Genomic DNA, 13,236 nt, shown 5'->3' with positions numbered 1-13,236 from the left:
TGTTTGCCACCCGATAATCGGCGTGGCTAATATCGCCGCGCGAACAGCGAGAAACCGAGCCAAACGGCATTGATGGCCGCGGCCGCCCGCGCGGCGCACCTCGTGGTCGACGAACCCCCGCACATTCTCGACGACCATCTGGCCGCGCCTCTCCTGGGCGTCCGGGCCGGCGAGCTGATCGGATACCACCGCCTCCACGGCGGGCACCTCATCCTGTCCGGCACCCGCGCACAGGTCACCGCCCGCAGTCGCTACACCGAGGACCGGCTGCGCGCCTCGGGGCTGGAGCAGTACGTCAGCCTGGGAGCGGGCCTGGACACCTTCGCCTACCGCGCCTCCTGGCCACGCGTCTTCGAGGTCGACCACCCGGCCACCCAGCAATGGAAACGCCGCCTGCTGCTCGACGCCGGAATAACACCACCCGATTTCCTGACGTTCGTCGGCGTGGATTTCGAAAAAGAAAATCTGACCGTCCGGCTCGCTGAAGAAGGATTCGACACCTCACGCCCGGCCTTCGTCAGCTGGCTCGGCGTGAGCATGTATCTCACTGCCGACGCCGTGTCCGCGACGCTTTCCGCGTTCGGCGCATTCGCGCCCGGATCGGAGCTCGTCATGGAATATGCCCTTCCCGCCGGGGCGCGGGACGCGCAGGCCGAGACCATGGCCGGATACGCGCTGCCGGCGGCCGCCGAACACGGCGAGCCCTGGCTGACCTTCCACACCCCCGAGGAGATCACCGCGCTGCTGGAGAAGCACGGTCTGCGGGCCGTCGAGCACGTGCGCGTTGCCGACGTCCCGGCCGTCGCGGCCAGGTCCGCGCCCGTCCCGGTGAGCGTGGACCTGTGCCGCCTGGTGGTCGCTACGCCTGCTTAGCGCGCCCGTCCTCGCCGAGATAGTCGCGCCACGACCGCTTCGGGTTCCAGCCCAGCATGCGGTGGGCCTTCGCGCAGGAGATGCCCGAGGCGTCCGGGCGGGCTAGCGGCCGCAGCTCGATCCGGTCGCCGAAATGGCGCCGCAGGACCTCGGCGAAGTCGCGCCCGCCGACGTTGTCCGGGGAGGCGATGTAGAACACCTCGTGGCCGGGCAGGCCGGACTCGGTGGCCAGGACGATGGCGTCCGCCAGGTCGTACACGTCGATGTAGCTCCACAGACCCGCCCCGGCCAGGGACGGATCGCGCACCACGGGGCCGAGGTTGCGCTCGTAGTTGCCCTCGTGCTGGACCCAGCTCGGCCGCAGCGAGATGCACCTGATGTCCGAGCGGCGCACCGCGGCGTCCATGAGCTGCTCGCCGAAGTGCTTGGCCAGCGCGTACGGGTCCTGCGGCCGGATCGGGTGGTCCTCGTCCACGGGTGCGTAGTCGGGCAGGAACGACCGCTCGGGGAAGAAGAACCCGGGCACGGTCTCGCTGGAGATGTTCACGAACCGGGACACGCCGAACCGCACTGCCGCCTCGATCATGTTGAACGTCGACATCACGTTGTTCTGGAACACCACCTGCGGCGGGTTGTGGGTCGGGTCCGGGATGGCGGCGGCGTGCACCACCGCCTCGGCCCCTCGCACCACGGCGAACGCCTGACCGGCGTCGGTCAGGTCGGCCTGCTGATAGCGGGGGGCGCCCGGCTCGTCCCGCTCCCAGACCGGGCGTGTGACGTCGACGGCGGTCACCTCATGACCGGCCTCCATCAACGCCTTGACGGCCGCCCGCCCGACCTTGCCGTGGGCTCCGGTGACGACGACGCGCATGACCTTCTCCTTGCTGTCTCATCCGACGCCTATGGCGGTGAGCGTAGACCCTGTGCGCGTCTTGGTTACCTTGAGCTGGGCGGTGATGCGCGACCGCAGCTCGGCGACGTGGCTGACGATGCCCACGGCGCGGCCCCCGTCACGCAGCCCGTCCAGGATGTCGAGCACGCCGTCCAAGGTGTCCTCGTCCAGGGTGCCGAAGCCCTCGTCCACGAACAACGTACCGATCTCCGCGCCGCCCGCCTCGGCCGTCACCACGTCCGCCAGGCCCAGCGCCAGGGCCAGGGAGGTGATGAAGCTCTCACCGCCCGACAGCGTCGCCGGGTCGCGGTCGACGCCGGTCCAGCCGTCGGCCACGCGCAGCCCCAGCCCGCCGCCCGACCTGCCCCGCGAGCCGGCCGTCTTGCGCAGGTCGTGGCGCAGCAGGTAGCGGCCGGCCGACATGTGGTCGAGGCGCTCGTTGGCGGCGTCCACCACCTGGCGCAGCCGCTCGCCCAGCACGTACGACGTCAGGCTCATGTTCCACTGGTTGTCGCCGGACGTGCCGCCGGCCAGGGCGGCCATCCGCTCGGCTAGCCGGTGCCGGGCGGCCGCCGGGCGCCACCGCTCGACGCAGGCCGACAGCTCGGCGTGCAGCTCCTCCAGCCGCCGCGCCCGCGCCGCCGCCCGGTCGCGGAGGCTCGCCAGCCTGGTGTGCGCCTGCTCGGCCGCCTCCCGCTCGGCCCCGATCGCGGCCATGTCCGGGGCGGGCTCCGCCGCGGCCGCGGCCAGCTCGGGGTCGGCCAGCGTGCTGGTGACGGCGGCGTGCTCGTCGTCCAGCCGCCGCAGCGCCTCCGTCTTGCCCTCCCGCTCCGCCGGGCTCCGGTACGCGGCCTCCGCGTCCTCCACGTCGGCGAACCCCGCCTCTTCCGCCGCCTCCGCGGCCTGCCGTCTGGCCCTGTCGAGCTCGTCGGCGGCCGCCACCGCCGCCCGGGTGGCCTCCAGCGCCTCGCGCAGCAGCTCTGCCTCGTCGCCGAGCCTGGACAGCCGGGCGGTCAGCGTCGCGTCGCCGCCGCGCGCCGCGTCGAGCCGCGCGGTGAGCCTCGCGGCGTCTCCGCTCAACTCCTCGTGCCGGGTACGGCAGGCCGCCAGCCGCGCCGTCACCCTCCGGCCCTGCTCCTCCAGCTCCTGCCGCTCCCGGTGGAAGGCCGCGACCTCCTGCGCCAGCCGCGGCTCCCGGGCGGCCGACTCCCGCAGCCTGCGCAGCTCCCGCTCAGCGGCGCCCAGCACAGCCGCACCGTCGACCTGGTCGCCCGCCCGACCGGCCGCCCCGTCAACGCCGCCACCCGCACGACCGACGACCCCGTCAACGCCACCACCCGCACGGGGAGCCGCCTCGCTGACGGCCTGCGCATCCTCCAGGCCGGCATCCGTAGTCCTCCCGACCGCCTCCCCGAGCGCGCCATCGGGAACCGGACCCGTTCCCATGGGCACGACCCGAGAGGCGAGGGTGGCCTCAGGGTCGGCGCCCGTCCCCATGGGCGCGGCCTGAGCGGCCTGAGCGGCGGGAGCGGCCTGCGGACCGGCGTCCCGGCTCGCCACGGCCGTCTCGGGACGAGCGGCGGGCTCGGCGGGCTGGATCGCCTGGGTGAGGCGGCTGTGGAGGCGGGTGCGCTCGGTTTCCAGGCGGGCGCGGTGGGCGCGGTGGGCGGCCAGAGCCTCGGCGATCTCCCTGGCCAGGTCCCTGATCCGTTCGCGTTCGGCTTCGACCCGGTCGAGGGCGGCGGCCAGGGCGGGCTCGCGGCCGGCCACCGCCTCAAGGCGGGCCAGCTCCTCCTCTTCCTGCCGGACCTGCGCCTCGGCGCTGTCGGCGTCCAGTCCGCCGGTGGCCTCCACCGCGGCCGCATGCCGGGACTCGAGCGAGGCGAGGGCCCGTTCGGCCGCCTCCCGTTCGGCCAGGGCGGCTTCGTGCGCGCTCTCGGCCTCCTGCTCGTCCTCCGCGGAGGGCGCGCTGGGCGCCGGGGAGGCCGGATGGGGGTGGTGCTCGGAGCCGCAGACCGCGCACGGGCGGCCGTCGGTCAGGTCGCGGGCCAGCTCGGCCGCCATCCCGTCCATGCGGGCCTGGCGCAGGTCGAGCCAGCGTTCCCGGAGCGTCTGGGCCTGGTCGACGAGCACCTGGTGCGCGGCGGCGGCCGCTTCCAGCTCTGCGGCCAGGGCCTCGCGGCGGTGGGTGGCCTCCAGGGCGGCCCTGGCGGCGTCGAGGTCCGCCGACGCCGCGGGGATGGCCGCCGCCTGCGCGCGTACGTCCGCCAGGGCCGCGCTCGCGTCGGCGAGCCGCTCGGGGATCTCGGCGTCGGCCGCCGACACCTCGGCCTCCCGCTGGGTCAGCGTGTCCAGCTCCACCGTCAGCCTGGCCAGCTCCCTGTCGATCTCGATCAGGTCTGCGGCCGCGTCGCGTACCGCCTCGACGGCCGGGATCCTGGCGGCGTCCGTCCGCGCCTGGGCGAGCCTTTCGTCGGCCTGCTGGATGAGGCCGGGGAGGAGGGCGAGCCGGGCGCTGACGTCCTCCTCTACGGTGACCAGTGCCGCGAGCTCCTCCTCCACGCGCAGCAGGTCGCGCCGGACCACGGACAGTCTGGCCTCTTCGGTGATCAGCTCCGACAGCCGCGCGATCTCCGCCTGCCGCTGCCGCTCCAACGCCGCCAGCTCGGCCACCGTGGGCCGCGCGAGAGCCGCCTGTCCCGTCCTACCGCCGTCCATCCGAGCGTCGTCCGATCCCCAACCTGCGACACCGGCCACCGCACGAGCGGCCTGGCTTCTCGTGTGAAGGCCACCGCCTCGCGCCCCGGCGGCCTCACCTCCCGCCTGAGCGTCATCGCCTCCCCGCCCGGCGGCATCACCTCTCGTATGGGCGGCATCGCCGCTCGCCTTTGCGGCGGCGTCCGCCACTGGGCCGACGGCGCCCTGCGCAGGGACGGCCGCACCTTGTGACCCGCCGACGTCCCCTCGCGCACGGGCGACCGCGTCCTCCGCCCCGCCGACGCGGGTTGGGTCTCCTCCCGTTTCGGAGGGTGTGGTGGTGAGGAGGGGGCGGGCGCGGGCGAGGGCGTCGGCGGCCAGGGTGCGGGCCTTGGCGGCGGCCTCCTCGCGTTGCCTGGCGGCCGTGATGAGGGGGATCACCCGGTCGGCTCGGGCGGCGTCGTCCAGGATCGCCTGGAGGTCGGCCCGCTCGTCGGCCCGTTCGTCGAGGGTGCGGCGGGCGGTGAGCGCCTCGGCGTAGCGGCGTTGCCGGTCGGCGAGGGCGGCGGCCTGCTCGAAGCGCAGGCGTGCCGCCCGCGACGCCCGGCCGGCCGCCTCGTGCTCCTCCACCGTCCGCGTCACGACGGCCCGCGCGGCGTCGCGGAGAGCCCCGGCCCAGCCCAGGGGATCGACGTCAGGAGTGGGTGGCGCGTCGTCGCCGGGCCGGTCGCCCGCGCGCCCGACCGCCACCTCGGACGCGACAGGCACAGGCGAGTGCCCCTCCACCCGCGTGAGAGCCGCGCGGAGGTCGTCGCCCGCCGCCTCCTCCACCCGCTGGATGGCGAAGTCCACCTGCTGCCGGAGCTCCTGCGCCTCCCGCCACGCGAGCTTGCGCTGCTCGGCCAGCCACGACTCCGCCGCCGCGTACACCTTGACCGTGAAGAGCCGCTCCAGCAGCTTGGCCCGCTCCTCACCGTCGGCACGCAGGAACTTGGCGAAGTCGCCCTGGGGCAGCATCGCCACCTGCCAGAACTGGTCGGCGTTCATGCCGAGGAGCCCGCCCACGAGATCCCCGGCCTCGTCCAGCCGGGTGGTCAGGCCGTGCCAGGACGACCCCTGCCGCTCCGAGACGACGACCTTGGACTTCTCCTCGGTGACGCCGGTGCCGCGCAGCTTGGGACGCTGCCAGGAGGGAGAGCGCTGGATGCGGAATAAGCGGCCGCGGATCGACACCTCCAGCGTCACCGACGGGCCGGCCGAGGGCGGAGCGTGGTCGCAGCGCAGGCTGCGGGCGCTGTTGCGCTGCCCGGGGACCTGGCCGTAGAGGGCGAAGCACAGCGCGTCGAGGATCGTGGTCTTGCCCGCCCCGGTCGGCCCGTGGACGAGGAAGAGGCCCGCCTCGGCCAGGGCGTCGAAGTCGACCGTCTCGGTGCCGGGGAAGGACCCGAACGCCGTCAGCGTGAGCCTGTGCGGCCGCATCTACGCCATCGTCTCCTTCGCCCTCGACGCCTCGATGGCCTGTCTTAGCAGGTCTTCCTCCTCAGGTGCGGCAGGCTCGCCGCGTACTTCGCGAACGAAGTCGAGCGCCACCTCGGCCTCGGGCCGCCCACTGAGCCGGGCGGGCTGAGCGGCGGGGACGGCGCCGACCGGGTCGAAGGAGAGGGCGAGGGTGTGGGGGAAGCGGGCGCGCAGCCGGTCCATGGCGGATTTGGGGCGGACGGCGTCGGTGAGGGTGACCTGGAGCCAGTGGTCCTCGAAGGAGGCGTAGCTCGGATGTGTCAGCAGGTCTTCCAGCTCGCCGCGCAACCGCCCGACGGGCCGCGGCACGGGAGCCGGGACGAACTCGACCGAAGACCCCAGCGTGACCAGCCACGAGCCCTTGACGTGGCCGGCCTCGGAGAAGGAGTAGGCGAGCGGCGATCCGGAGTAACGCACGGTCTCGGACATCCGCTGCCGCCCGTGCAGGTGCCCGAGCGCGACGTAGTCGACCCCGTCGAACGCCCTCAGCGGCACGTGCGCCACCCCGCCCACGCTGATGTCGCGCTCGCTGTCGCTGGCCTGCCCCCCGGTCACGAAGCAGTGGGCCAGCACCACCGAGGCGCGGTGGCGGGCGGCGTCGGCCCGGACGCGGTCCATCGCGTACGTGATGGCGGCCGTGTGACTCGCGCCCTTGGGCAGCTCCCACTGGGCGCGCACCAGCTCCGGCTCCAGGTAGGGGATGCCGTAGAAGGCCACGTCGTCCACCAGCACCGGCTCCCAGGACAGATCGGGCGAGGCACGCACGTGCACTCCGGCCGACTCGAACAGCGCGGACCCGAACCGCAGCCGCAGCGCCGAGTCGTGGTTGCCGCTGATCAGCACCACCCGCGCCCCCGCCGAGCTCAGCCGGGCGAGCGCCTCGTCGAGCAGGGCGACCGCGTCGACCGGCGGCAACGCGCGGTCGTAGACGTCGCCGGCGATCGCCACCACGTCGACCCGCTCGGCCCGCACGGTCTCCACCAGGTGATCGACGAACGCCGCCTGACCCGAGAGCAGGCTCTCGCGGTGGAAGGTGCGCCCCAGATGCCAGTCGGAGGTGTGCAGGATCCGCATGTCGCAGGAAGCTAACATTTCCCACCGACAAATGCGGTCCCTGCCGTCACAAGAGCCGGGAGTAGGCTGGAAGATCAGCGGGGAATTCTACGCACATGGGGAGGCCGATGCGCACTGGCCGTGGCACCTTGAGCGTCGCCGCCGGCCTGGTGCTGGTGGCTCTTGCGACGGTCGGCTATGTGCTGCCGCCCGCGTTCGACCCGCCACCGCTCAAGGTCGATCCATCCTTCCAGACGATCCCGGCCCAGCCCGCGAGCGAGCTGAAGCCGGTGGTGGCGGTCGACCCCATCCACAGGCGGGAGATCTCCGTCGCGGCGGAGGGCCAGCGGCTGTACGGCACGCTCCGGGTGCCGACGAAGCCCGGCCGGCATCCGGCGATGGTGTTCGTCTCGGGGTCGGGCAACGGCTCGCGCACCGAGTTCACGCCGCAGGCCGAGTTCCTGGCCAAGGCGGGCGTGGTGACGATCGCGTTCGACAAGCGCACGGTCGGCTACAACTTCCGCGAGCGCGACTTCTCCCTGCTCGCCGACGACGCGCTGCGCATGGTCGAATACCTGCGCACCCTGCCGGAGGTCGACCCGGCGCGCGTCGGCATCTGGGGCGTCAGCGAGGGCGGCTGGGTGGTGCCGATCGCGGCGGCCAAGAGCACGGCGGTGGGGTTCGTGGTGCTGGTGTCGTCGCCGAACGTCTCCCCGCTCCGGCAGGTGGCCTGGGCGCTGAACGAGCAGCTGCTGCGGCTGCACGCCCCGATCGGCGCGCGCGACCTGCTGACGCGGGCGATGGGCGGGGTCGGCTTCGACTTCCTGCGCTACGACGCGATGCCCGCTTTAAGCCAGATGAAGCAGCCGGTCCTGGCGTTCTACGGCACGACGGACCCCTCGATCCCCTTCGTGGAGTCCACCAAGGCGCTCATCACGGCGATGGACAAGGCGGGCAACGACGCCTACACGATCCGCTTCATGGCCGACGGCGACCACGCCATGCGCGTCCACGGCGGCCCGTTCACCAAGGGCTACCTGGAGACCCTCGCCAACTGGATCACCGGCCTGCCGGCCACCGCGAAGCCGTCGGTGCACATGGCGGGCGCCACCCCCGTGCAGCGGTTCGAGGCCGCCGACGTCCCCGAGGCCCCCTGGTACGCGGGCGGCACGATGCTGGGCCTGACGATCTGCCTGGCCGCCGTCGGCTACGTGGCCGGCCCGGTGGCCGCCATCGTCGTACGCCTGCGCGGCCGCGGCCACATCGCGGTCGAGGCCAACGCCCGGCTGTGGAAGCCGATCAGGCGCCGGCTGGTCAGGATCGCGTGGACCAGCCTGGGCCTGCTGGCGTCGGTGGTGGCGTTCATCACGCTGCTGGTGCTGTTCTCGATCAACCAGGCGGGCGCCTGGCCCGCCGTGCTGGCCGGATGGCTGGTCGTGCGGGCGCTCGCCGTGCTCATGCTGATCCAGGAGGTCACGGCGGTGGCGGCGTTCGTGTCGGCGCTGCGTGAGGGCATGCAACCGAGCCGCTGGCAGCACGTCGCGGTCGCGGGCGTGCTGGGCGGCACCGGCCTGCTGATGGTGGCGGCCGCGTACTACGGGTTGTTCTCGTTCCCCTGGTAGACATGCGTGCGGACTTCGTCCGCTACGTGTCTCGATCCGCCAGACGCGGACCAAGATACGCGTTCATCCAGCGGTCGAGCTCGGCGAACACCTGCTTGCGCACCGGCTCCGCCGACAGCACCAGGTCGTGCAGGCCGTCCCGGATGCGGACGCACGTGACGTGCGGCCCGACCGCGGTGGCCCAGCGGGCGATCTGCCGCGGGTCCAGCACGATGTCGGCCGAGCGGGCTTCGGGGACGAAGTCGCGTACCCGCAGGCCATTCGAGGAGGCCAGCACCAGGACCGGCACGTCCACCGCGAGGCCCCGATGCAGGCGGCGCTGCGCCCGGCGGATCGCGGCCAGCCACATGGCGTGCACCGAGAAGCCGCCCAGCGGCTTGAGCTCCAGGTCGTAGTCCCACTCGCCGCCGTGCTCGCGGTGCAGGCTCTGGCCGTACGCGGTGCTGATGCCGAGCGGCAGCGCCCGGCGCGTGTACGACAGCGGCGTCTTGAGCAGGTCGGCGGCCAGGCGCAGCGGCGCGGGCACGTTCAGGTCGAAGAACGGGCTGTTGAGCACGAGGCCGTGCACCAGGCCGCGGCCGCGGACGCGGTCGGCCCACAGCGGGGCGATCAGGCCGCCGGTCGAATGCGCGTTGATCGTCAGCTCGTCGTGGTCGCGTCTGATGATGCGGACGGCCTCGTCGATCTCGGGGAAGTAGTCGGTGACGCTCCTGATCAGGCCCCTGGTCTGGTGCGGCAGAAGCGAGCGGCCGTACTTGCGCAGGTCGAGTGCGTAGAAGTCGATGCCGCGCTGGACGTAGTGGTCGGCCAGGTGGTCCTGGAAGAAGTAGTCGGTGAACCCGTGCAGGTAGAGCACCGCCCTTCGGGACCCGGTCGTCCGCGAGACCAGTGTCGCCACGACCTTGCCCTCGAAGTCGTCCGGCAGCTCCAGAACGGTGATCTCGTACATGCTAGACACGATAGGGATTGTCGGGCCACGACGGGATACCTGACGGCAAGTCCTTGCTCACCTTCATCGGGAAGTCGGCCGGCCGCTTCTCCAGGAACGCCGTGACCCCCTCCACCGTGTCCGGCGCGCCGCCCAGCTCGGCCATGAGCCGGGAGTCGGCCGCGTGCGCCTCCCACGGCGAGGCCGCCGACAGTCCTGACCACATCAGGCGGCGGACGGCGGCCACGGAGACGGCCGAGGTGTTGTCGGCGATCTCCCTGGCCAGCGCGTACGCCGCGGGCAGCAGCTCCCCGTCCGGGTACACGCGCGAGACCAGCCGCCCTTCCAGCGCCTCCGCGGCGGGGAAGACCCGGCCGGTCGCCGCCCACTCCATGGCCTGGGCGATGCCGACGATCCTGGGCAGGAACCAGCTCGAGGCGGCCTCGGTGACGATGCCGCGCCGGGCGAAGACGAACCCGAACCGCGCGGTCTCCGCGGCGAGCCTGACGTCCATCGGCAGCGTCATCGTGACCCCGACGCCCACCGCGGCGCCGTTGATCGCGCCGATGACCGGCTTCAGCGACCTGGCGATCCTGAGCGCCACCGTGCCACCGCCGTCCCGCGGGACCCCGTCCACGAGCTCGGCCTGCTCCCGGTGGGCGAACGTGCCGCCGCCCCCGCCGAGATCGGCCCCGGCGCAGAAGGCCCGGCCGGCGCCGGTGACCACCACGGCCCGCACGTCGTCGTCGGCGTCTGCCAAATCGAACGCGTCGATCAACTCTCTGCGCATGGCAAAGGTGAAGGCGTTGAGCCGCTCCGGACGGTTCAATGTGATGGTGGCGACGCGGTCGTCCACGTCGTAGTCGATCTCAGAGAAGGCCATGCCCGAATATTATTCGGTTACTGATGTTCACCATCCGATAAAGACATATTTCGTATTCAGTGCATAGGCTGCCGCCTCGATTGAGGCCTAGGGTGACACTTGCGGGGAAACGGGGATGGCGTGCAGCAGGCGAAGGAGCCAGTGAGTGCGAGCGGCGTCCTCGGCTGGCTGGTGCTGTCGGCACTGGCGCCGGGGGCGGCTCACCTGCGCGCCGGATGGCGCAAGACCGGCCTGACCCTGATCGCCTGCTACGCCGTGGGGCTCCTGACGCTGCTCGCGCTGGGGCTCGCGAACGACTTCGACGACCTGGCGGGCTCCTTCACCCAGGCCTCCCAGCTGAACGCGGTCATCGTCGTCGTCGCCGTGCTCGGGGTGGCGTGGTTCGCGCTGATCGTGCACTCGTTCGTGGTCCTGCGTCCGGGACGGCTGCCGCAGACCGGGCAGATCGTCACGGGCACACTCGCGGGGCTGCTCGCCGTCCTCGTGATGGTGCCGTTCGGGGTGCTGGGGCAGGTCGCGTGGACCTCGAACCAGGCTATCGGCGGCATCTTCCAGGAGGACCCGGCCGACGGCGAGTCCCCCGCCGCCCAGCCGAAGCCCGAGGACCCGTGGGCCGGGCGCGACCGGGTGAACATCCTGCTGCTCGGCGGCGACGCCGACGACCATCGGGTCGGCGTGCGCACCGACAGCATGAACCTGGCCAGCGTCGACGTGAAGACCGGCAACACCGTGCTGTTCAGCCTGCCGCGCAACCTGGAGAACGTCCGCTTCCGTCCCGGCACCCCCATGGCCCAGCGCTTCCCCGACGGCTTCCGGCTGCCGCCCGACCCCGCCGGCGGGCGCAGCGACCTGCTCAACAGCGTCTGGGAGTACGCCGACGCGCACCCCGAGATCTTCGGCGGCAAGCGCAACCAGGGCCCCAAGGTCCTCATGGACACGATCGGCTACACGCTCGGCGTCAAGGTCGACTGGTACGCCCTGGTCAACATGTGGGGCTTCGCCCGCCTCATCGACGCGATCGGCGGCATCACGCTCACCGTCGAGACGGACGTGGTGTTCGGCAAGTACAACGAGGGCCTGGTCAAGGCCGGCACGCGCAAGCTGAAGGGCGCAGACGCCATGTGGTACGCGCGCTCGCGCACCAACAGCGACGACTACACCCGGATGCGCCGCCAGCGGTGCGTGCTGGGGGCGCTGCTCGACCAGGCGGACCCGGCGACGGTGCTGACCAGGTTCAACCGGATCGCGCTGGCGACCAAGGAGCTGATCAGGACCGACATCCCGCGGCAGTGGCTCACGCACCTGGTGCCGCTCGCGCTGAAGGTCAAGGACGCGAAGGTGACGAGCGTCCAGTTCGTGCCACCCTTGATCAACACCGGCTACCCGGACTGGGCCAAGATCCGCACCATCGCCGCCAAGGCCATCCGCGACTCGACCACCGCGAAACCGCCGGTCGCCGCGACCTCCTCGGCCTCCCCCACGACCTCCTCGACCCCCTCGGTGAGGAAGACCCCGAAGAAGACCGCCAAGCAACAGGACCAGAACCCGGCCAAGGGCCTCACGGAAGGCTGCGGCGGCGCCCTCTGAGCTTCCCAGAGCCGACTGCATGGTCCTCCGCGACAGGCAACCCCACGCGCCTTCGGCGCTATCCGGCCCACTTGTTGCCTGGCGAGGCGGTGGGCTGTCGTATGCCCCACCCTGCTGGTCGAGGTACCAGATCATCGTTACCTGTCGGGGTAAGACCCCATTCAGCACCGCTCGTCGACTTCGGCATCACCAAGGCCAGCACCATCGCCTACTGCTGGGAATGCAGAAAGAGGGCAACTCGGGCTACAGGTACATGCGCCTGCCGTATTGCAAGAGTGGGCCAGCGCGTCAGAGGCCCCGCACCGTGGCCTGTGGATGGCCGGCACTTCCTGGAGATGAACCAAAGAGGCAAGTAGGGCTGGTGGGCCGACGCGACCGGCGTGCCCGTCGCGGCCGAGTTCGGAATCACCGAGTGACCGTTCGCCAACTGCGCTGGGGACCCGAATCGTACGAGGCGATGAAAGGGCTGCCCTCCCACCTTCAAGCACGCGTACGCGACCGCCTGGTCGCCCTGGCGACTGGCCCCATCCCGCCCGAGGACGCCATCCCCGACTTGGACGTTCCCGGCGGCTACCAGATCGTGACCAGCGAATACACGCTTATCTGCGGCATGCACGACGACGAGGTGTGGATCTGGCTTCTCAGGCCCAACACCTAGCCGGCCGCTCGCCTCAGCCGGTAAGAGGCGCCGGGTCGCTCGCCGGTAGCATCGCGCCGTTCATCTGATCGACTCCTGGCGCTCACCATTCACGCGGGTGCCGCATGGCTGATGCGGGGAGTCACGAGGCGCCCGCGTCGGCCACGCTGACGTGAAAGGACTACCGTACCGGGACTGCGAGCTCGCGCCCCCGGTAGAAGCCCTCTCGCTCCTCGACGACATAAGGCGCCATGGCCTCACGGCGACGGGCCTCGGCCTCGGAGTGCCGCCAGGAGTCGCAAGCCTCCTTCGTATCCCAGAACGACACCCCGGTGATCTCTTGCCCGTCCTCGGACCAGTACGCGTAGGCCTGGCGCAGTTCCTCCGGGTACGGATGATCTGGACGCCATACCCTTTCGAGCTCCTCCAGCGTGCCCGGCTTGATGCGGCGCGTCGTCACCCAGACGAATTGCTCCCTCATCGCGGCCTCCCCGGGAGCTGTCCCTTCGGCTCGACGGATGCTCCCTCCTTCCACGATAGGTTCGC

The 13,236-nt window shown here is 71.9% G+C and carries 10 protein-coding genes; 4 read left to right on the top strand and 6 right to left on the bottom strand.

From position 1 onward, the window contains the following. Positions 1-72 precede the first annotated feature (72 nt). Positions 73-873, top strand: coding sequence for a class I SAM-dependent methyltransferase (locus tag ID574_RS04595; protein ID WP_188187461.1), 801 nt, complete (start codon positions 73-75; stop codon positions 871-873). Here the strand turns inward: ID574_RS04595 and ID574_RS04590 are convergent. The 3 genes from ID574_RS04590 to ID574_RS04580 are packed head-to-tail and all read right to left on the bottom strand — an operon-like array spanning position 860 to position 7,054. Continuing rightward, positions 860-1,744, bottom strand: a complete 885-nt coding sequence (locus ID574_RS04590; RefSeq protein WP_188187460.1) for an NAD-dependent epimerase/dehydratase family protein — start codon at positions 1,742-1,744, stop codon at positions 860-862. The two genes, ID574_RS04595 and ID574_RS04590, sit on opposite strands and share 14 nt — an antisense overlap. Positions 1,745-1,762: 18 nt before the next feature. Next, positions 1,763-5,941 (bottom strand): AAA family ATPase, encoded by a 4,179-nt coding sequence (locus ID574_RS04585; RefSeq protein ID WP_188187459.1) that lies wholly within the window; start codon positions 5,939-5,941, stop codon positions 1,763-1,765. Continuing rightward, positions 5,942-7,054 carry an exonuclease SbcCD subunit D gene (locus ID574_RS04580; protein ID WP_188187458.1) on the bottom strand — a complete coding sequence of 371 codons (1,113 nt, stop codon included), beginning with the start codon at positions 7,052-7,054 and terminating at the stop codon, positions 5,942-5,944. Between the two features lie 107 nt (positions 7,055-7,161). On the opposite strand from ID574_RS04580, the gene ID574_RS04575 reads away from it, so the two are divergent. Then, positions 7,162-8,655: a prolyl oligopeptidase family serine peptidase gene (locus tag ID574_RS04575; protein WP_188187457.1), complete on the top strand. Its 1,494-nt coding sequence runs from the start codon at positions 7,162-7,164 to the stop codon at positions 8,653-8,655. A 22-nt stretch (positions 8,656-8,677) separates the two neighbouring features. On the opposite strand, the gene ID574_RS04570 is transcribed toward ID574_RS04575, so the two are convergent. Together ID574_RS04570 and ID574_RS04565 are read right to left on the bottom strand one after the other, a co-directional pair. Continuing rightward, positions 8,678-9,604, bottom strand: coding sequence for an alpha/beta hydrolase (locus tag ID574_RS04570; RefSeq protein WP_223166367.1), 927 nt, complete (start codon positions 9,602-9,604; stop codon positions 8,678-8,680). A gap of 1 nt (position 9,605) precedes the next feature. Then, complete coding sequence (locus tag ID574_RS04565; protein WP_188187456.1) at positions 9,606-10,466, bottom strand: enoyl-CoA hydratase-related protein; 861 nt, start codon at positions 10,464-10,466, stop codon at positions 9,606-9,608. A gap of 141 nt (positions 10,467-10,607) precedes the next feature. On the opposite strand from ID574_RS04565, the gene ID574_RS04560 reads away from it, so the two are divergent. Next, positions 10,608-12,053 (top strand): LCP family protein, encoded by a 1,446-nt coding sequence (locus tag ID574_RS04560; RefSeq protein ID WP_188187455.1) that lies wholly within the window; start codon positions 10,608-10,610, stop codon positions 12,051-12,053. A gap of 412 nt (positions 12,054-12,465) precedes the next feature. Then, entirely contained in the window at positions 12,466-12,711 is a 246-nt protein-coding gene (locus tag ID574_RS04555; protein WP_188187454.1) for a type II toxin-antitoxin system RelE family toxin, read from the top strand. Between the two features lie 160 nt (positions 12,712-12,871). On the opposite strand, the gene ID574_RS04550 is transcribed toward ID574_RS04555, so the two are convergent. After that, positions 12,872-13,171 carry a hypothetical protein gene (locus ID574_RS04550; protein WP_188187453.1) on the bottom strand — a complete coding sequence of 100 codons (300 nt, stop codon included), beginning with the start codon at positions 13,169-13,171 and terminating at the stop codon, positions 12,872-12,874. Between the last annotated feature and the right edge of the window lie 65 nt (positions 13,172-13,236).

Origin of the sequence: Nonomuraea sp. SYSU D8015, from assembly GCF_008065375.1 — a bacterium.
In the GTDB taxonomy this organism is placed as follows: Bacteria; Actinomycetota; Actinomycetes; order Streptosporangiales; family Streptosporangiaceae; genus Nonomuraea.
The sequence above is the reverse complement of the archived record's forward strand: the minus strand, read 5'-3'. Positions and strand labels throughout refer to the sequence as shown.

Bases quoted from the DNA above. Each gene is read 5' to 3' on its own strand.
- ID574_RS04595 (WP_188187461.1), top strand. From the start codon at position 73: ATGGCCGCGGCCGCCCGCGCGGCGCACCTCGTGGTCGACGAACCCCCG.
- ID574_RS04590 (WP_188187460.1), bottom strand. From the start codon at position 1,744: ATGCGCGTCGTCGTCACCGGAGCCCACGGCAAGGTCGGGCGGGCGGCC.
- ID574_RS04585 (WP_188187459.1), bottom strand. From the start codon at position 5,941: ATGCGGCCGCACAGGCTCACGCTGACGGCGTTCGGGTCCTTCCCCGGC.
- ID574_RS04580 (WP_188187458.1), bottom strand. From the start codon at position 7,054: ATGCGGATCCTGCACACCTCCGACTGGCATCTGGGGCGCACCTTCCAC.
- ID574_RS04575 (WP_188187457.1), top strand. From the start codon at position 7,162: ATGCGCACTGGCCGTGGCACCTTGAGCGTCGCCGCCGGCCTGGTGCTG.
- ID574_RS04570 (WP_223166367.1), bottom strand. From the start codon at position 9,604: ATGTACGAGATCACCGTTCTGGAGCTGCCGGACGACTTCGAGGGCAAG.
- ID574_RS04565 (WP_188187456.1), bottom strand. From the start codon at position 10,466: ATGGCCTTCTCTGAGATCGACTACGACGTGGACGACCGCGTCGCCACC.
- ID574_RS04550 (WP_188187453.1), bottom strand. From the start codon at position 13,171: ATGAGGGAGCAATTCGTCTGGGTGACGACGCGCCGCATCAAGCCGGGC.